This window comes from Microbacterium sp. F51-2R, assembly GCF_052180235.1.
Taxonomy (GTDB): domain Bacteria; phylum Actinomycetota; class Actinomycetes; order Actinomycetales; family Microbacteriaceae; genus Microbacterium.
In genome coordinates this window covers 3,144,398-3,162,270 of the sequence record NZ_CP197470.1, presented here as the reverse complement: position 1 = coordinate 3,162,270, position 17,873 = coordinate 3,144,398, and the positions used below count along the sequence as shown (strand labels likewise).

Genomic DNA, 17,873 nt, shown 5'->3' with positions numbered 1-17,873 from the left:
CCGTCGATGAGACTCAGTCTTATCGAGCGTGACATCGAGTTCCACTAGAGTCGGTGCGGAGACCTTCCCGCACCGACTCTTTGGAGCTGGACCATGACCGACTTCATCGCCCGCCCCGGTCAGATCGTCGACGGCTACGACGTCACGCAGCGCCTCGGCACCGACTACTACGCCGTCTTCGCCGACATCCCCGACGAGGATCGCGCCGTCTGGGAGCGCGCTCAGGCGTTCGTCGACGAGGTCGGCGATCGCATGCAGGGGGCGTGGGACCGTGCCGAGTATCCGCTCGACATCGCGCGTCGACTGGGCGAGCTCGACCTCCTCAACGACGGCGTCGAGCACCCGGGCCTCACGCGCTTCTCGCCCCTGGCGGCGGGCCTGGTGAACATGGAGGTTTCGCGCGGCGACGGGTCGCTCGGCACCGTCGTCGCCGTCCAGGGCGGCCTCGCGCTGCGCACGCTGGCGCTGCTCGGCAGCCCCGAGCAGCAGGAGACGTGGCTGTTGCCGATCGCACGCTGCGAAGTGCCGGCGGCCTTCGCCCTGACGGAGCCGGACCACGGGTCGGACTCGGTCTCGCTCGAGACCGTCGCGCGCCGGGACGGCGACGAATGGGTGCTCGACGGCGCGAAGAAGTGGATCGGCAACGGGGCGTCCGGCGGCGTCACGTTCGTGTGGGCGCGGGTCGACGACGAGGGCTCCGATTCGCACGGCTCCGTGCGGTGCTTCCTCGTCGAGCAGAGCACCCCCGGCTACACCGGAACCGTCATCGAAGGCAAGGCATCCCTCCGGGGGATCCACCAGGCGCACATCGCGCTCGACGGCGTGCGGGTGCCGCTGGATGCCGTGCTCCCGGGTGCGAAGAGCTTCAAGGATGCCTCGACCGTCCTGTACTCCACCCGCTCCGGCGTCGCCTGGTCGGCGCTCGGGCATGCCACCGCCTGCTACGAGGCGGCGCTCAGCTACTCGCAGCAGCGCGTGCAGTTCGGCAAGCCGCTCGCGAAGTTCCAGATGGTGCAGGAGCGCCTCGCCCAGATGCTCGAGGAGCTCACGGCGATGCAGCTGTACTGCCGCCATCTCGCCGACCTCGAGCTTTCGGGCGGCCTCCGACCCACGCAGGCGTCGCTCGCGAAGTACCACAACACCCGCGCGGCGCGGCGGATCGCGGCATACGCTCGAGACCTCCTCGGAGGCAACGGCATCCTCCTCGAGAACGGCGTCATGCAGCACATGGCCGACATCGAGGCCATCCACACCTACGAGGGCACCGAGTCGATCCAGGCGCTGCTCATCGGCCGCGACATCACGGGGATGAGCGCCTTCGCCTGACGCCTCGGGTCAGACGCGGCGGTCGTCGCGGCGATCCTGGCGACGATCCTGCCTGCGGTCGATGCCGTTCGAGACGACCTTGGCCGTTCCCACGACGGCCGCCGTCCGGGCGACGGGGCGACCGATGACTCCGACGCGTCCCACGCGTCCGATGCCGATGGGCATGATCACTCTCCTTCTTGCTGCATCGAGGCGATGAGCGCCTGCGTGGGGATGCGGTCGGCCGCGACGAGCCGGGCGCCGGTCTCCCGCAGCGCGACCGCGAACGGCGCCGCCCACGTGTTCTCCCACACGAGCACCGCGGCACGGCTGCCGGGGGTGAGGGTCTGCGCGAGCTGCATGAGGTCGGACTCGGCGAGCACCTCGGCCAGCGACGACACGATGCTCCCGAGCGGACCGAGATCGTGGACGTCCTCGAGCTCGTCGACGTCGATCGAGCCGTCGTCGTTCTTGTGCACGAAGATCAGGTCGAGCACCCGGATGGTGCTCGACTCGACGAGCGCGACGAGCTGGGCCGCCGCGGCTCCCGTGAAGTTGGTCTGGCCCTCCGGGAACTCCACGACGATGTAGTCGATGGGGCCCAGCTCTTCGTCGGAGACCTCGTCGGCGCGGCCCCCCGCCGCCGCGAGCACCCGGTCGCCCGGCGCGACGACTTCTGATTCGGACATGCTTCCTCCCTTCGCGGCCCGGTCGGATCCGCACGTCCAGTGTTCGCCCTCTGCCGCGGCCGCGCGGGGACGATCCTCCCCGAAGGGTGAGCACCGCCGCACGGGACGGGTTCCCGGCGCGCATCGCCCGCGACGCGCGCACCCCTGCCGCGACGTCCGACCCGGAGGGCAGGATGGACGCATGCCGCACGAGATCCCCGCACCCATGCTCGCCAAGTCCGTCCCGGAGGTGCCCGCGCAGACGACCGTCGCGGGCGGCCTCAGCTACGAGCCGAAGTGGGACGGCTTCCGCGCCCTCGTCTCGTGGGACGGCGAGACGGTCGAGATCGGTTCGCGCGGCGCGAAGCCCCTCACCCGGTACTTCCCCGAGCTCGTCGAGGCCTTCGCCCGGATCCTGCCCGAGCCGTGCCTGCTCGACGGCGAGGTCGTGGTGCCCAAGGGCGAGCCCGGAAGGCAGCGGCTCGACTGGGAGTCGCTGTCGCAGCGGATCCATCCGGCCGCCTCCCGCGTCGCGATGCTCGCCGAGCAGACGCCGGCGATGTTCATCGCCTTCGACCTGCTCGCGCGCGGCGACCGCGACCTGATCGACGAACCGTTCTCCGTGCGGCGCGCCGAGCTCGTCGACCTCCTCGGGAAGGTGCCTCACCCCGTGCACGTGACGCGCACGACCGACGACGCCGATCTCGCACGCCACTGGCTGTCGGAATTCGAGGGTGCGGGCCTCGACGGCGTCGTGGCCAAGCCGCTCGCCCAGCCGTACGCGCCGAACAAGCGCACCATGTTCAAGATCAAGCACGCCCGCACGGCCGACGTCGTCGCTCTGGGGTACCGCATCCATAAGTCGGGCCAGGGCGTCGGCTCGCTCCTGGTCGGTCTCTACAACGACGACGGCACGCTCTACCCCGTCGGTGGCGTCGCGGCCTGGAGCGACAAGCGTCGCCTGGAGCTCATCGACGAACTCGCCCCGCTCGTCGAGCGAGACGCCGACGGCAACCCCGTCAAGGGCGAGGGCGAGAAGTCCCGGTTCTCCGCCGCGGGTCGCGACTCCTCGTTCGTGCACCTGCGCCCCGAGCGCGTGCTCGAGGTGCGGTACGACCAGCTCGAGGGCTGGCGCTTCCGCCACACCGTGCAGTTCGAGCGCTGGCGCCCCGATCGCGATCCCCGCTCGTGCACCTACGAGCAGCTCGAGACGGTGTCGGCCTACGACCTCGGCGACGTGCTGGACTGACGGATGCCTCGGCCGCGGCCGCTCCCGTCAGTCTGCGTCGAACGGATGATCGCGCGGCGGCCCGAACTCCACGAGCGGGATCTCCGGCTCGCGGCCCTGGAGCGCGCTCATCGCGGCATGCAGGTGCCGCCACGCCACGGGGCGAGCGGCGGCGTACTGCGCGAGCCTCCGAGCCGACTCCTCCGGCGCCAGCAGACGCGCGCTCGCTCGCACGCGGCGGAAGCGGCCGAAGCTGAGGTAGGCCACTCCGTTCGACCTGATGTTGCGATACCAGTCGGAGTGCCGCCCGAAGCCGCTCGCGACGCGCACCGCGTTGCGCTCCACGGCGACGAGCTCGACGACGACGAAGCGGCGGCGGCCCGACACGCGTCCGCGATGCTCGATCATGACCAGGCGCTGCCCGAACATCCAGCCCAGGCCCGCCCGATACAGCGGGATCGGAGCCCGCATGAGCCACCGGGTGCGCAGCAGACGCGCGATCACGCGGTCGGCCGGGCCGACACGCTCCCGCAGGGCGCCCGCGGTCATCTCCAGTTCGCCTCGTTCTTGCGGCTCGGCTGCACGCGCGGCGGCTCGCCCGGCATCTTGGGGAAGTCGGGCGGGAACGGCAGCTCGCCGAGCCCCTCGTCGAGGTCGCGCTGCCACCACTCGAGGAGCGTGTCGATGCGGCCCGGCTCGTCGAGGAGCGTCGCCCACGGGTCGCCCTGCACGGCGAGCCGCTCCGGCACGGAGCGCACCGTGAAGGCCGCCGGGTCGACGCCCGCCTCGAGCTCCTCCCACGTCACCGGGGTCGACACGGTCGCGCCGGGGAGCGCCCGCGGACTGTAGGCACCAGCCATCGTGCGGTCGCGATTGGCCTGGTTGAAGTCGATGAAGATGCGCTGTCCGCGCTCCTCCTTCCACCAGTTCGTCGTGACCTTGTCGGGCAGGCGTCGCTCGAGCTCGCGTCCCGCCGCGATGACCGCGTGGCGGACGTCGAGGAACTCCCACGCGGGCTCGATGGGACAGAAGACGTGAATGCCGCGGCTGCCGCTCGTCTTGAGGAACGCCGTCAGGCCGGCCTCTTGCAGCACCTCTCGAAGCGCGGGGGCGACGGCCGCGGCATCCTGGAAATCCGTACCCGGCTGCGGATCCAGATCGATGCGCAGCTCCACGGGGTTGTCGGTGTGGGACGCGAGCGAGGCCCACGGGTGGAAGACGACGGTGTTCATCTGCGCCGCCCACACGGCCGCCGCGATCTCGGTGAGGACGATCTGCGGATGCCTCCGCCCGCTGTTGTAGGTGACGGTCTGCGACTTCACGTACGGCGGGGCGCCCTTGGGCGGGTTCTTGGAGTAGAACCGTTCGCCGTCGATGCCGTCGGGGAACCGCTCGAGCGAGACGGGCCGGTCGCCGTTGGCCGCGAGGAAGGGCCCCGCCACCGTCACGAGGTACTCGGCGAGCTCGCGCTTGGTGATCCCGACCTCGGGCCACAGCACGCGGTCGGGGTTGGAGATGCCGACTTCGCGCTCGCCGTCGGGGCCGGGCACGGTCAGGGTGATGCGCGGGGAGGCCATGACACCGACCCTAGGGGCACGCTCCGGCCCGCGTCACGGGCTTGCGTCACCCCGCCCGGCGTCAGTTGCCCGACGCCGGTCGCGCAGCCCGCCCCGCCACCCACCACCCACCACCCGGAGCCCCCGCCCGTACCGGACTCGGGGCCCGCGCGCGTACCGAACTCAGGATGAAAGCCGAAGAAAGCCGCCGAAGGCCCCGTAGAAGGCCGAATCGCAGTTCTCATCCTGAGTTGGGTACGCAGCGGGGACTTGCCCGGGCAACGGACGCGACGGCCGGCGCGTAGCGCTCGACCCCCGCGCGTACCGGACTCGGGGCCCGCGCGTACCTGACTCATGGTCCGCGCGCGTACCGAACTCAGGATGAAAGCCGAAGAAGGCCTCCGAAAACCCTTTGAAAGGCCGAATCGCAGTTCTCATCCTGAATTGGGTACGCAGCGAGGTCGCCACGGGGCGCCGGACCCGACAGTCGGCGGCCCGGGGACGTCAGTCGGCGGTGAGTACCGCGAGGTCGTCGCGGGTCAGGCGGATCCAGGGGCCGGCGGGATCGATGATCACGCCCGTGATTCCCGGATCGGCGCGCAGCGCCTTGGCCAGCTGCTCGGCATTCATGGGCGCGGGCTGATCGCCCCGGCCGAGCACCACGACCTCGAGCGGATGCGAGAAGAGCTCGACGAAGCGCTCGCCCTCGTTCGTCCGCGCCTCGGCGACGCCGAACCTGCCCTCCTCGTCGACGCGGCTCACGGCGACCCAGAACGGCGCGCGACCCAGCGCTTCCGCGACGGCGGCGGCCGTGGCCGCGGTGCGCTCGCCCGCGAGGAGCCCCTTGATCGCCAGCTCCGCGTCGACGCCCTCGACCATCCGCTCGAGCATGTCGCGTCGGAGGATCACGCGCGCCGGCGCCGATGCCGGATCGATGACGAGTCCGGCATAAGGGCCCGCGAGCACGTACTTGAGCACGGTCAGCGTCGGCTGTCCCATCGCCGAGGTGTCGTTGGCCCCGTCGCTGCGCAGGCTCGCGCCGAGCGAGACGCCGCCACTGTAGGCGACGACGAAGTTCTCCTCGCCGAGGGTCACGATCGCGAGCGGCAGCTCCTTGCCCTCCGCGAGCAGCGAGCGCGCGTCGCCCTTGACCCGCAGGTAGAGGTGGCCCTGCAGGAGCTGACGCGCGACGTTCATGATCTGCGGCGGCGTGGGATCGGCCGGCAGCAGGGCCAGCGACTCCGCGAGCAGCACGTTGTCGCGCAGGCCGGGGACGCTCTCGCGCGCCGGCGGCGCAGTCTCCCGTCCCATCCGCAGCTGACCCGTCGGGGCGGTCGCGGAAGGCTCGTCGGTCGCGGCGGCTGCGGCGGCGGCTGCGGGCTCGTCGGTGTGCACGGCTCCGACCCCGCGGAACGACGACACGGAAATGCCGACGGATGCCTGGGCCGCCGCATCCGTCACATCCGTCGCCTCGGAAGCCGGCGCATCCGCCGAAGTCGGTGCTGCCGACGGAGCGGCGGCCCGCTGGGCGGTCGACTGCTCGGGAGCCGACTGCTCGGGAGCCGACTGTTCAGGCGCCGACTGCTCGGTGGACCGCTCGACGGCGTCGTCGGCGGACTGGTCGCGGTTGCGCTTGCCGCGCGAGAAAAGAGCCATCGATCGAGCCTAGCCCGCGACCGCGGACCCCGCAGGGACGGTCCGGCAGCGGACGGGGCTGCCGGCAGGGCGGGGCCGGTCAGCAGCGGCGGCGCGGCGCGGGGGGGCCGGTCAGCAGCGGGAGCGCGCCGCCCGGGGCGGGCCGGGCAGCAGAGGCGGCGCGCTCGCCCGCCCCGCCCGCGGACCCCGCAGGGGCGGGCCGGTCAGCAGGGGAGAGCAGCAGCGGCGCCGCGCCGCCGGGGCAAGCCGGGCCGCGCTACCCGCGCCCGCGGACCCCGCAGGGGCCGGGCCGCGCTACCCCCGCCGCGCACGATACCCGCGCCGCGGGCGCCGCCCGCCGACGCCTCGCCTCAGAGCTTCTCGATCGGCGCGATCTTGATGAGGAGCTTCTTCGGGCCGGCCTTGTCGAAGCGCACGTGCGCGACGCGCTTCGCGCCCTCGCCGGTCACGGCATCCACCCGGCCCTCACCGAAGTCGTCGTGGCGGATGCGGTCGCCGGGGGCGAGCACCATGTCGCCGTTGTCGCGCACCTTCGCGGGGATCTTGTTGGCGAAGCGGTCGATCGCCGTCGACTTCGGCACGAGGTCGTCGCCGTAGCGCTTGCCGTTGGAGGGGCCGCCCCAGCCGCCGCCCGGCCTGCGGGCGTTGAGCGCGCGCGACTGGGAGCCGCCGCGCGAATTGACATCGCCCGGCGACTGCCGCCAGTCGATGAGCTCGGCCGGGATCTCCTGCAGGAAGCGGCTCGGCATCGCGACGGTGACCTCGCCGAACTGTGCACGGGTCATCGCGAGCGTGAAGAACAGACGCTTGCGGGCACGCGTGACGCCGACGTAGAAGAGGCGCCGCTCTTCCTGAGGACCGCCGGGCTCCCCCGCCGAGATGCGGTGCGGAATGAGGTCTTCTTCCACACCCGTGACGAAGACGGCGTCGTACTCCAGGCCCTTCGCCGTGTGCAGGGTCATGAGCGAGACGGAGCCCGTCGCATCGTCGAGGTCGTCGGCGTCAGAGACGAGCGCGACCTCGGCGAGGAAGTCGATCACGGTGCCCTCGGGGTTGTTGCGCGCGAACTCGCGCGCGACCGCGACCATCTCGTCGAGATTCTCGACGCGCGCCTCGTCCTGCGGGTCTTTGCTGGCGCGCAGGGCGTCGAGATAGCCGCTCTTCTGGAGGAGGATCTGGAGTCCCTCGGCGACCGCCGTCGGCGGCGCGAGCTCGCCCGTCGCGGGCAGCATGTGGTCGGTCGCCTCGGCGAGCACGGCGTCGAGCTGCGCGATCGCGGCCTGGATCTTGGGCCCGACGCCGAGTGCCGAGGCGTTCGCGAGGGCGTCGCGGAACGTGATCCCCTCGTCGGCGGCGTACCGGGCGATCGCCGTCTCGGTGACATCGCCGATCCCGCGCCGCGGCTTGTTCAGGATGCGGCGCACCGCCATCTCGTCGGCCGGGTTCGCCACCGCGACGAGGTAGGCGAGGGCGTCCTTGATCTCGGCGCGCTCGTAGAACTTGGTGCCGCCCATGATCTTGTAGGGCACCGCCGAGCGGATGAAGATCTCCTCCAATGCACGCGACTGCGAGTTCGTGCGGTAGAAGACCGCCATCTGGGCATAGTCGACACCGGCACGACGAAGTGACTCGATCTCGTCGGCGACGAACTGCGCCTCGTCGTGCTGGGAGTAGCCGGTGAAGCCGACGATCTTTTCGCCGGCCCCGACATCCGTCCACAGCTTCTTGTCTTTGCGGTCGAAGTTGTTGCTGATGACGGCGTTGGCGGCGCTCAGGATGTTCTGCGTCGAGCGGTAGTTCTGCTCGAGGAGCACGACCTTCGCCCCGGGGTAGTCGCGCTCGAACTCGGTGATGTTGCGGATGTCGGCGCCGCGGAAGGCGTAGATCGACTGGTCGGAGTCGCCGACGACCGTGAGCGACGCCGCCGGCAGCGCGTCGGCCGACGGCGCGTCGAAGATCATCATGCCGCCGTCGCCGAACGCCTCGCCCGCAGGATCGGAGAGCGGCTGCGTGAGCTCGTTGATGAGCGCGTACTGCGCGTGGTTGGTGTCTTGGTACTCGTCGACGAGGATGTGGCGGAACCGCCGGCGGTACACGTCGGCCACATGCGGGAAGGCGCGGAACAGGTAGACCGTCTGCGCGATGAGGTCGTCGAAGTCGAAGGCGTTCGCCCGCTGCAGCGCCCGCTGGTAGTCGGCGAAGACGTCGACGAAGATGCGCTCGGCGGGGTCGTTCATGTTGGCCTGGCGCGCGTAGGACTCGGCGTCGGCGAGCTCGTTCTTGAGCTTGGAGATCCGGCTCTGGACCGCCGCGGGGGTCAGGCCGAAGGCATCCGCCTCGTGCTCTTTCACGAGCCGCTTGACCAGGGCGCGGGAGTCGCCCGAATCGTAGATCGTGAACGCCTTCGTGAAGCCGAACTGCTGCGCCTCGCGGCGGAGGATGCGCACGCACGCCGAGTGGAACGTCGAGATCCACATGCCCTGCGCGGCAGTGTCTCCGACGAGCTGCTGCACGCGCTCGCGCATCTCGCCGGCGGCCTTGTTCGTGAACGTGATCGCGAGGATCTGGCTCGGCCACGCCTCGCGGTTGCGAAGCAGCGACGCGATTCGCCGGGTCAGCACGCTCGTCTTGCCCGATCCCGCACCCGCGACGATGAGCAGCGCGGGACCGCGATAGGTCACGGCTTCGCGCTGCGGAGGATTGAGTCCCGCGAGCAGATCTTCGTCGGCACGCGATCCAGAGGTCTGCGGTCCGATGTCGCTGCCGACGATGAGGGGCGTACTGGCGTCGGTCATGGCCCGATAAGTCTAGGCGCGACGCCCGACACCCGCCCGGGCGTCACCGCAGATCGGATGCCGCGCGGCGAAGTCGCTGAAGCGCGTGGGGCAGCGCCGCCAGGCGTTCGGCCGCCGCCGCGCGCGCCGAGGCCTCGATGGCCGGATACGCCTCGATCCACTCCCCCGCCCGCGCCGCGAGCACGCTCTCTCGCGCGACATGGTCGGCGAAGAGCACGGCGTCGCGGTGGCCGCCGAGCGCGTCGTGCAGCGCCTCGCCGACGCCCGCCAGCTCCTCGACCTGCGTCTCGTACAGCCCCGGCGCGCTCCGGGCGACCGCCTCGGCGACGTACCGCCGGCGCCGCGCCGACTTGCGGACGGCGTGGTACGACTCCTCACTGCCGTCGATCCGCGCCGCCGCCTTGCGCACGCGCCGCGCCTGCGCGGCGAGCACGGCGGCGATGAAGGGAGCCGCCTTCTCGTCGGGATCCCCGGTGACGGATGCCGCGCCCAGCCCCGCGAGCGCCTTCCGCCGCGCAGCGGCCTCGGGCGTCGCGGCGAGCGCGACGAGCCGGGCGTGAGCGCGCGCATGGGCTTGCCGGTCCCCCGCGACGAGCCGGCGGACCATGTCGGGATCGTCGATGCCGGCGTCCGCGAGCTCCTGCTCGGCGACATCGGCGCGCACCTCCATGTCGCGCACGGCGCCGAGCTCGCCGCCCCACTCCGCGAAACGGGCGCGCATGCCGTCGGCGGTCTCGCGATCGAGACGGTCGCGGAACCCGGCCAGGACGCTGCGGAGCCTTCGCACCCGGACGCGGTGCTGGTGCACGCCGTCGGGCTCATCCGCGAGCGCGGCCGCGGCCGTCTCCTCGACCTCCGCCGCCGCCGTCCGAACGGCCTCGCCGAGGAACTCGCGCGTCGTCAGCGACGCCGACCCGTTCGACATGCGCCGAGCCTAGCGACGCGGTGCCCCGGGCGAGACGTTCAGCATCGTCCCGGTGAGGAACTGGTTGGATGAGTGCGTGCGCACGCTACTGAACATCATCTGGCTCGTCCTCGCGGGGTTCTGGCTGTTCCTCAGCTACTTCGCGGTCGGCGTCGTGCTGTGCATCCTGATCATCACGATCCCGTGGGGCATCGCGTCGTTCCGCGTCGGGCTGTACTCCCTGTGGCCATTCGGTCGCACCGTCGTGAGCAAGCCGACGGCCGGGGTGTGGTCGTTCCTCGGCAACGTCATCTGGGTCATCCTCGCGGGCTGGTGGCTCGCCATCGAGCACATCGTGACGGGGATCCTGCTGTGCCTGACGATCATCGGCATTCCGCTCGGCATCGCGAACTTCAAGCTCGTCCCGGTCTCGCTCATGCCGCTCGGCAAAGACATCGTCTCCACGCGTGGGGGCGCCTTCGACCAGGCGATGGCCCAGCGCGGCGCCTGACCGCCCTGACACCTGCGGCCCCGGCATCCGTCGCCCTTCCCCTTCCGCGGGAGCCCGCGCCCTCAGTACTTCTCAGGCACGTGGCGGTAGGGGTAGTCCGGCTCGACGTAGTCTCCGGGGCCCTGCCGCTCGGGAAGAACGGGCTCCTCGCGCGGGATCTCGACATAGGGGATCTTCGACAGCAGGTGCGAGATGATGTTCAGCCGCGCCTTCTGCTTGTCGTTGGAGCCCGCGACGTACCAGGGCGCGAAGTCGGTGTCGGTCGCCTCGAACATCTTGTCGCGCGCTCGCGAGTAGTCGTACCAGCGGTTGTACGACAGGAGATCCATCGGCGAGAGCTTCCACGTCTTGCGCCCGTCGGTGATCCGCCCTTCGAGGCGGCGCGTCTGCTCTTCGGGGCTCACCTCGAGCCAGTACTTGAAGAGGATGATGCCCGAATCGATCATCGCCTTCTCGACGAGCGGCACCATCGTCAGGAACTTGTCGGCCGTCGCGTCGTCGGTGAACCCCAGCACCCGCTCGACACCGGCACGGTTGTACCAGGAGCGGTCGAAGATCACGACCTCGCCTGCGGCGGGGAAGTGCGTGATGTAGCGCTGGATGTACATCTGGCTGCGCTCGCGATCGTTCGGCGCGGGGAGCGCCACGACGCGGAAGACCCGCGGACTCACGCGCTCGGTGATCGCCTTGATGACGCCGCCCTTGCCCGCGCCGTCGCGTCCCTCGAAGACGATGCAGATCTTGACGCCCTCGTGCTTGACCCACTCCTGCAGCTTCACCAGCTCGACGTGCAGCTTCTTGAGCTGCTTCGCGTACTGCTTGTCGCTCAGGCCGCCTTCGCGCTTCTTGGACTTCTTGCCCATGCGTACCTCCCGCTCGCACGCGCCGTTGCGTGCACGGCGCCAGCCTAGCCCTGAGCGCGTTCCGGATGTCGGGTGCCGCCGCCGGCCGGGACTCCGGTGCGGCCGCGCCCCCAGCAGAGCGCGAGGAGCACGCCGATCACGAACAGGACGGCGCCCACGGCCGCCGCCCACCAGGCGGTGTCGGATGGGATCTCGAGGTACGTCGTCAGCCCGAGGATGCGCGCCAGACCCCACGGCAGCAAGCCCATCTGGTCGTTCCAGAGCGAAAGCGACGGCTCGAGGCCGATGATCGCGACGGCAGTGGCCGGGATGGCGAGGGCCGCCCCGATCGCGGCGAGCACGACGCCCGCCGCCCGCCGGCGTCCGAGCTGCGTCGAGAGGGCCCAGCCGGCCGCGACGAAGACCCACAGGAACAGCGCGAACGCGATCGAGATGTAGACCGTCCGGCGCACGGGGTCGGTCCAGAACGCGAACCAGTACCCGCCGGGACCGGTGAATGCGAGTGCCGTCAGCGTGACGATGCAGCGCAGCACGACGACGCCGCCGACGGCGGCGATGACCGGCCACGGAGACCGCTTGCGCGTCAGCAGCAGCTCGACGGCGAGGGCGAAGACGAGCCACCCGGCGAGCACGACGACGAGGTGCGTCCACGAGAGGAACGAGGTCTGGACCGCTCTCGTCCCGACCAGGAGGGCGACCGGAACGAGCAGGAGCAGCCAGCGGTCGAGCGGCAGCAAACCGAGCGTCGACTCCTGCGCGCGCCACGGCCGGGTCGCAGCGAGCCACGTCGCGCGGGCCGCCGCCGCACCCGGACGGCGGACGAGCCGCGTCCGCGTCGCGATCATCCCGATGACGATCCACGCGGCGGCGAGGGCGAGGAGGATCCGGGCGACCCACGCCATCGCCGCGTCGCGGTCGGCGCGCTCCACGAACTGCAGCGCCGCATCGAGATTCCACGCCGGGTGGTCGACGTCTCCGGTGTAGGTCTCGCGGTGCTGCGCGGCGAGCTTCACGAACTCGTCCCGCGCCTCGGACCAGGCGGCCTGCGCGTCGGGCGAGAGGGTGTCGTGCCACCGCATCTGCTCGAGGAACATCTCGCGGTAGGCGCCGAGCATCCGGAGCACGTCGGCCTGGTAGTCGAGCGTGCCGAGGAAGGCGTCGCGCAGTTCGGAGTCGCGCCAGGTCGAGGCATCCGTCCCCGCCACGAGATCCCGCATCTGCTCGGCCTTGGCGACCGCCTCGTGCCCCGCGGCGATGGTCTCGTCGATGCGGTCGTGCGAGATCTCGTAGATGACGCCGAGGCTCGCGGAGTCGCCCGTGAGGATGTCCCACTCGAAAATCCACATCTGCGGCGGCGGCTCGAGCCCGAGCGCGAAGGTGCGCCGCTCGGCGAACGGCTGGATGTAGAGCCCCTGCGTGATCGCGTCGCGCGAGAGGGCCATCGCCTCGGCGATCGCGCGGACGGTCGCCGGGTCTTCCGAGAACCACTCCCTCGCCCAGTCGACGGTGACCCGGCCGATGTCGGCGCCGGGGTCGCGCGCGAGCGCGGCGGCCGTCTGGGTGTTCAGCTCGTAGAGCTGCCAGAAGCCGCTCTTGAGGTACAGGCTCATCGGGCCGGCACGCCACGGGCCGCCGTCCTGCGTCCACGTCCAGACGCCCTCGATGTTCGGGTTCGCCGCGAGGAGCGTCTGCAGCGCCCATTGGTACTGCGTGCCGAGGTCGTTGGGGAACGAGCCGAACGCCTCGAACTCGCGGCGGCTCTGGAACTCGACGATGCGCCGCTGATCCCCGGTCTCGAGCGTGTCGTTGAGCGGCAGCCAGCTGTAGAAGTCGCCGAGCGTGTACTTCGTCGACACGATGAGCGCGGGCGAGTCGATGCCGTCGAGCACCTGGTGATACGAGGCCTGGTCGGTGTGCATGTCGCCGACATCGCCGATCCCGACGCTCCACGTGCGGAAGATCACTTCACGATCGGATGCCTCGGCCTGCGCCGAGTACGTCTCGAGCATCGTCCGCACGGCCTCGACCGAGCGGACGGCGATCTCGGAGTAGTAGTCCCAGCCCGGCTCCTGGTAGACGTTGCCGCCCTCGCCGATGCGGATGAGGATGCCCGACAGCGACGGCTCCGCCGCGTAGAGCTCGTCGAGGGCCGCGGTGTAGGTCTTCCACAGCTCGGGGTTCTCGGTGTCGAGGCCGCCGAACCGCTCGTCGAAGTAGTCGGCGAGCTCGGGAGTGAGGGTCGGCATGTCGGTGCGCAGGTAGATCTTCACGCCGAGCTCGGCCGCGCGATCCCAGAACGGCCCGAACGCGTCGCGCAGCGCGAGGGCGCGCGCGACGTGCGGATCGCCGTCAGGGTAGACGGGGCCGCCCGGCACGTCGGCGAAGGTGGCGAACTCGATGAAGCCCGGCCACGACACCGCGTTGTAGCCGTTCGCGACGCTGTGCCGGAGGAACTCGTCCCAGTCGTCATAGGCCGCGGCCAAGGCATCCTGATCGATGTACGGCGGGTCGGAGAGGTAGACGTCTTCGAAGGCGCGCGACACGTGCGAGTAGTCGGTGCCGTCCACCCACTGCGACGGGTCGGGATCGACTCCGACGGCGCCGAGATCGACCATCCGCAGCGGCAGCTTCGAGGCCGCGTGGTCGCCGAGGAGGGACTCGACGGACGAGCCGACACGCGCCGCGTCGGCGAGGTCGTAGATGCCGCGTGCGGCGCCGGCTTCGGTGGCCGCGTCGATCCGGAGGGTGGTCGGGTCGCCGCTGAGCGTGTAGGAGTCGTCGGCTGCGCCGGTCTCGGGGTTTCGTCCCGAGCCGCCTTGTGCTGCGCCGCTCTGTGATGCGCCGCCCGCCGATGTGACGACGGTGAGGGATGCCTCTCCGGCCGTCGTGCCGGCGTGCGCCGTCGCAGCGGACAGCTCCTCGAGCGCGGTCGTGATGCGCGCTGTGGCCGGGGCGTCCACCGTCGTGAAGGCGGGCGGCGCGACGGGTTGCGGGATGTCCGGCACGACGGGGTCGGCCGGCGTCATCTGGGTGGAGGGTTCCGTGCGGATTCCGAGCGCATCACCGACGGCGAGTCCGACCCCGAGGCCCAAGGCGAGCAGGACGATGGCGGTGACGGCAGCGAGGATTCCCCTTCGTCGCGCCGTTGGCATGCGGAGAAGCCTAGACGGACGCGGCCCGCGGCCTCGCCCCGGTCGAGCGACCTGTGGATGAGGCGGTGGCAATCGTTACGCATCCGTTCCCGCGGGGCCGGGGCGCGGCATCCGTTCGCCCTGCCGGTTGCCCTGGGCTCGTGCGTGCCCTCGGCGTGTGCGCCGAGCCAAGGGATTCTCGTCGAGACAGGGGCATTTCCCCCCTGTCTCGACGAGAATCCCCGGTTTCGGCGAGCGGCGCCCGCGTTGGGGGGCGGATGCCGAGGCCCGGTGCGGCCCGGATGGGAAGCGTGTCGGGTCGGTGGGCGCGGGGACGCGGCATCCGTCCCATACGGGGCGCTACTGTCGGCAGCATGAGCGAGCAGACGCCGTCCGAGATCCTTGCCCGCGTCGAGGCGGAGGAGCGCGATATCGTGCTGCCCCGTTTCGACCTCGACGACGCGTGGCGTCTCGGCTCGGCTATGCGCAGCGCCGCCCTCGACCGCGGCCTGCCGATCGTCATCGGCATCTCGCTCGGCGAGGCACGCGTCTTCCACGTGGCACTGCCCGGATCGAGCGCCGACAACGACGGCTGGCTCGAACGCAAGTCGCGCGTGGCCCGCCGCTACGGCCGGTCGTCGTACGGGGTCGGCCTGTCCTTCGCGGCCGTCGGCAAGGACTTCGACACCTCGGCTCGGCTCGACACGTCCCTCTATGCCGCGCACGGCGGGGTGTTCCCGATCACGATCGCGGGCGTGGGCGTCGTCGGCACGGTCGGAGTGTCGGGCCTCCCCCAGGCCGACGACCACGCCTTCGTCGTCGAGCACCTCCGCGCGCTGCAGGCGGAACTCGGCGGCGCGTGAGTCGTATCGGCGCTGTGTGAGAGCGGGCTCACCGACGGTCGTGCCCGGGCGATCGCGACCGGGTCGGCGCGTCGGCGAGATGCCATGCCGGCGTGGAGCCGCGCCTGCGAGGCGCGTCGGCGGGGGCCGCCTTGGCGACATCAGGCGACACACGGGGAAACCCCGGTTAACGGTGACTCCCTTCTTCGCGGTGCGGGGCCAGCGTAGGGTCATCGCGGCGATCCGGGTGGTCCCGGGCACCGGCTCATACCCGGGAGCGCTGCGGGTTCGACTCCCGCCGTCGCGTCCACGGGGGAAGGGCCGCGATCCCTGTTTTTTCAGGGGATCGCGGCCCTTCAGACTTCGCCAGGCGGGGCTTCTGGACGCGGTTTGGACACAAGCGCCGTCGTACGGGCCCGGTCGAGGGCGGCCGAGACGGCGTCCACATCGTCATCGAAGAGGTCGGCGTAGACGTCGAGCGTCATAGCCGCCGAGGCGTGCCCGAGCATTCGCTGGACTGCCTTGACGTTCGCTCCGGACGCGATGGCAAGGGATGCTGCGGTGTGTCGCAGATCGTGCACCGTCATTCGGGGCAGGCCGGCGTCGGTGAGCGCACGCATGAACCACGAGCGTGATGCGCCGGACGATCGAGGGCGTTGGATGTGGTCGTCCCCATCACCGAAGAGGAGGGCGCGCGGTTCCTTGCCGCTGGCGAGTTCGCCGAGGGGTTCGGCCAGGAAGTTCGGGAACCCCACCGAACGCAGTTCGTGCGTCTTCGGAGACCCGACGTGCAACTCCGACCCGACGCGCACGGCGTTCTCGTTGACGGATAGCCGGCGACGCTCGAGGTCGAGATCGCGGACCCGAAGCGCGGAGAGTTCACCCCAGCGCAGCCCGGTGTAGCCGGCCACGAAGACGATGGTCGCGTGTTCCGGGGCGGCGGCGCGGGCGAGGGAGTCGACCTCCTCGTGACTCAGGTACACGTGCCGCTTCTTGCCCTTCCGCGGCAGGTCGACACCGCGAGCCGGGTTGCGAGGGATGCGCCGATCCCGCACCGCGACATCGAGGACGGCCGCGAGAACGCCGTACGCACGAATGACCACCGTCGCGCTCTTCGGACGGTTGCCCTGCTGAGCCGTCCTCGCGTGGTAGCGGCGCACGGTGTGAGCAGTCCCGGCGCTCACCTCCGTGATCCACTTCTGTACATCGGAGTGAGTGATCGCCCCCAGTTGCACTGCGCCCCACCGAGGCTCCACGTAGACGCGCCAGGCATCATCCAGGTGCCGGTAACTCGACGGCTTCAGCTTCATCCGCTTGACATCGAGCCAATCGGGCGCGAGTTCGCCGACCGTCACTCGAGAGCTTGCAGGATCGATGAAGTCGCCTGTCAGCATCTGCGATTCGACCGAGATCAGGTACCGTTCGGCTTCGCGCTTGGTCCGAAAGCCGCGCTTCGCTGCCTGTCGATGATCGGGGCGCCGGTATCGCACACGGTAACGACGGCCAGAGGCTGTCTCGTAAGGCTCAATGCTTCCCATGCCGCACCCCGATGACTAATTTGCAGATCAGCTCCGTATTTCAACAAATACTCTACGTGCTCACCCGTCGTTACACCATGGTGTAGCGGACGCGGACCCCTCCGATCCAGACTCTAGGGCGAGATCCAACACCTTAATGAGGGACTACGGCAGGGTAAGCAACCACCCGTGGGCAATTACCCCACACACATGTTCGGCCTGAGCAAACACACAACCCTGATCATGGTGTATGATTGTCGGTGTAAGGAGGTTCCCATGCCCATCACTGCTGACACGCTTCTCGAGCTGATCGAGAGCACAATCGCTGCACGCCAGGAGACGGAGACGAAGATCCGCGACCTCATGGAGCAGATCCAGGAACTCGAGACTGAACGCGATGATCTTCGCGTCGAAGAGCAGGGATATCGCCTCGCGCTCGCGCGCCGCTTCCCCGATAGCGCTGCCGCGACGACGGAAGCACGGACCTCCGCCGTGGTGGGTCTCTTCTCCCTCGACGACGGTCTCGAGCGACAGCCGCGCTCCGATGCAGTTGAGACGGCCGTGAAGATCCTGAGCCGCGGACCCGAGGGCTTCGCGACCCCCGCCGCCATCGAGGAGTTCCTGCACGAACGCGGGCGCGACGACAGTCGGGATGCGATCGGTGCCGCCCTCGCATACCTGAACCGCAACTCACGCGTCATGAACGTCGGCCGCGGACAGTGGAAACTCGCGGAGGGCGATTGATACACCCACACAGACCTCTGGCCCGAACCGTTGGAGCGGACTCGGGCCAGATCCACCGATACGAGGACGCGGTGGTGACTTGGATGGTCACCAACACCATACCGGAAGGTCCGGCAAGCGAACCCGCGATTTTTCCTCGTGTCAGAACACGAG

General features: G+C 70.3%; 15 protein-coding genes and 1 tRNA gene. 6 read left to right on the top strand and 10 right to left on the bottom strand.

Features of this window, described 5'->3' with window-relative positions:
- Positions 1-93 precede the first annotated feature (93 nt).
- On the top strand, positions 94-1,326 hold the full coding sequence (locus ACSBPH_RS13870; protein ID WP_442574902.1) for an acyl-CoA dehydrogenase family protein: 1,233 nt from the start codon (positions 94-96) through the stop codon (positions 1,324-1,326).
- Between the two features lie 9 nt (positions 1,327-1,335).
- On the opposite strand, the gene ACSBPH_RS13865 is transcribed toward ACSBPH_RS13870, so the two are convergent.
- Together ACSBPH_RS13865 and ACSBPH_RS13860 are read right to left on the bottom strand one after the other, a co-directional pair.
- A complete protein-coding gene (locus ACSBPH_RS13865; protein ID WP_442574901.1) occupies positions 1,336-1,491 on the bottom strand; it encodes a hypothetical protein in 156 nt (51 codons plus the stop codon).
- 2 nt (positions 1,492-1,493) lie between these two features.
- The gene (locus tag ACSBPH_RS13860; protein WP_442574900.1) at positions 1,494-1,994 is read right to left on the bottom strand and encodes a DUF6325 family protein; all 501 of its coding nucleotides are present in this window, start codon (positions 1,992-1,994) and stop codon (positions 1,494-1,496) included.
- A 181-nt stretch (positions 1,995-2,175) separates the two neighbouring features.
- On the opposite strand from ACSBPH_RS13860, the gene ACSBPH_RS13855 reads away from it, so the two are divergent.
- Entirely contained in the window at positions 2,176-3,222 is a 1,047-nt protein-coding gene (locus ACSBPH_RS13855; RefSeq protein WP_442574899.1) for an ATP-dependent DNA ligase, read from the top strand.
- Between the two features lie 27 nt (positions 3,223-3,249).
- Here the strand turns inward: ACSBPH_RS13855 and ACSBPH_RS13850 are convergent, their stop codons facing one another.
- From ACSBPH_RS13850 to ACSBPH_RS13830, 5 genes are all read right to left on the bottom strand, one after another.
- Positions 3,250-3,750, bottom strand: a complete 501-nt coding sequence (locus tag ACSBPH_RS13850) for a nitroreductase family deazaflavin-dependent oxidoreductase (RefSeq protein ID WP_442574898.1) — start codon at positions 3,748-3,750, stop codon at positions 3,250-3,252.
- Positions 3,747-4,778, bottom strand: coding sequence for a non-homologous end-joining DNA ligase (ligD, locus tag ACSBPH_RS13845; RefSeq protein ID WP_442574897.1), 1,032 nt, complete (start codon positions 4,776-4,778; stop codon positions 3,747-3,749). The genes ACSBPH_RS13850 and ligD overlap by 4 nt, the downstream gene beginning before the upstream one ends.
- A gap of 483 nt (positions 4,779-5,261) precedes the next feature.
- On the bottom strand, positions 5,262-6,413 hold the full coding sequence (locus tag ACSBPH_RS13840) for an SseB family protein (protein ID WP_442574896.1): 1,152 nt from the start codon (positions 6,411-6,413) through the stop codon (positions 5,262-5,264).
- A 350-nt stretch (positions 6,414-6,763) separates the two neighbouring features.
- Complete coding sequence (locus ACSBPH_RS13835; RefSeq protein WP_442574895.1) at positions 6,764-9,208, bottom strand: ATP-dependent helicase; 2,445 nt, start codon at positions 9,206-9,208, stop codon at positions 6,764-6,766.
- Positions 9,209-9,251: 43 nt separating this feature from the next.
- Positions 9,252-10,133 carry a CHAD domain-containing protein gene (locus tag ACSBPH_RS13830; RefSeq protein WP_442574894.1) on the bottom strand — a complete coding sequence of 294 codons (882 nt, stop codon included), beginning with the start codon at positions 10,131-10,133 and terminating at the stop codon, positions 9,252-9,254.
- A 76-nt stretch (positions 10,134-10,209) separates the two neighbouring features.
- Here ACSBPH_RS13830 and ACSBPH_RS13825 point away from each other — a divergent pair, with 76 nt between their 5' ends.
- A complete protein-coding gene (locus tag ACSBPH_RS13825) occupies positions 10,210-10,623 on the top strand; it encodes a YccF domain-containing protein (protein ID WP_442574893.1) in 414 nt (137 codons plus the stop codon).
- A 62-nt stretch (positions 10,624-10,685) separates the two neighbouring features.
- Here the strand turns inward: ACSBPH_RS13825 and ppk2 are convergent, their stop codons facing one another.
- On the bottom strand, positions 10,686-11,486 hold the full coding sequence (gene ppk2, locus ACSBPH_RS13820; protein WP_442574892.1) for a polyphosphate kinase 2: 801 nt from the start codon (positions 11,484-11,486) through the stop codon (positions 10,686-10,688).
- A gap of 44 nt (positions 11,487-11,530) precedes the next feature.
- Positions 11,531-14,638 carry a hypothetical protein gene (locus ACSBPH_RS13815; RefSeq protein ID WP_442574891.1) on the bottom strand — a complete coding sequence of 1,036 codons (3,108 nt, stop codon included), beginning with the start codon at positions 14,636-14,638 and terminating at the stop codon, positions 11,531-11,533.
- A 353-nt stretch (positions 14,639-14,991) separates the two neighbouring features.
- Here ACSBPH_RS13815 and ACSBPH_RS13810 point away from each other — a divergent pair, with 353 nt between their 5' ends.
- The gene (locus ACSBPH_RS13810) at positions 14,992-15,480 is read left to right on the top strand and encodes a heme-degrading domain-containing protein (protein WP_442574890.1); all 489 of its coding nucleotides are present in this window, start codon (positions 14,992-14,994) and stop codon (positions 15,478-15,480) included.
- A gap of 213 nt (positions 15,481-15,693) precedes the next feature.
- Positions 15,694-15,769, top strand: a tRNA-Met gene (locus tag ACSBPH_RS13805).
- A 46-nt stretch (positions 15,770-15,815) separates the two neighbouring features.
- Here ACSBPH_RS13805 and ACSBPH_RS13800 read toward each other — a convergent pair.
- Positions 15,816-16,997 (bottom strand): tyrosine-type recombinase/integrase, encoded by a 1,182-nt coding sequence (locus ACSBPH_RS13800; protein WP_442574889.1) that lies wholly within the window; start codon positions 16,995-16,997, stop codon positions 15,816-15,818.
- A 189-nt stretch (positions 16,998-17,186) separates the two neighbouring features.
- Here ACSBPH_RS13800 and ACSBPH_RS13795 point away from each other — a divergent pair, with 189 nt between their 5' ends.
- Positions 17,187-17,720: a hypothetical protein gene (locus ACSBPH_RS13795; protein WP_442574888.1), complete on the top strand. Its 534-nt coding sequence runs from the start codon at positions 17,187-17,189 to the stop codon at positions 17,718-17,720.
- Positions 17,721-17,873: the final 153 nt, after the last annotated feature.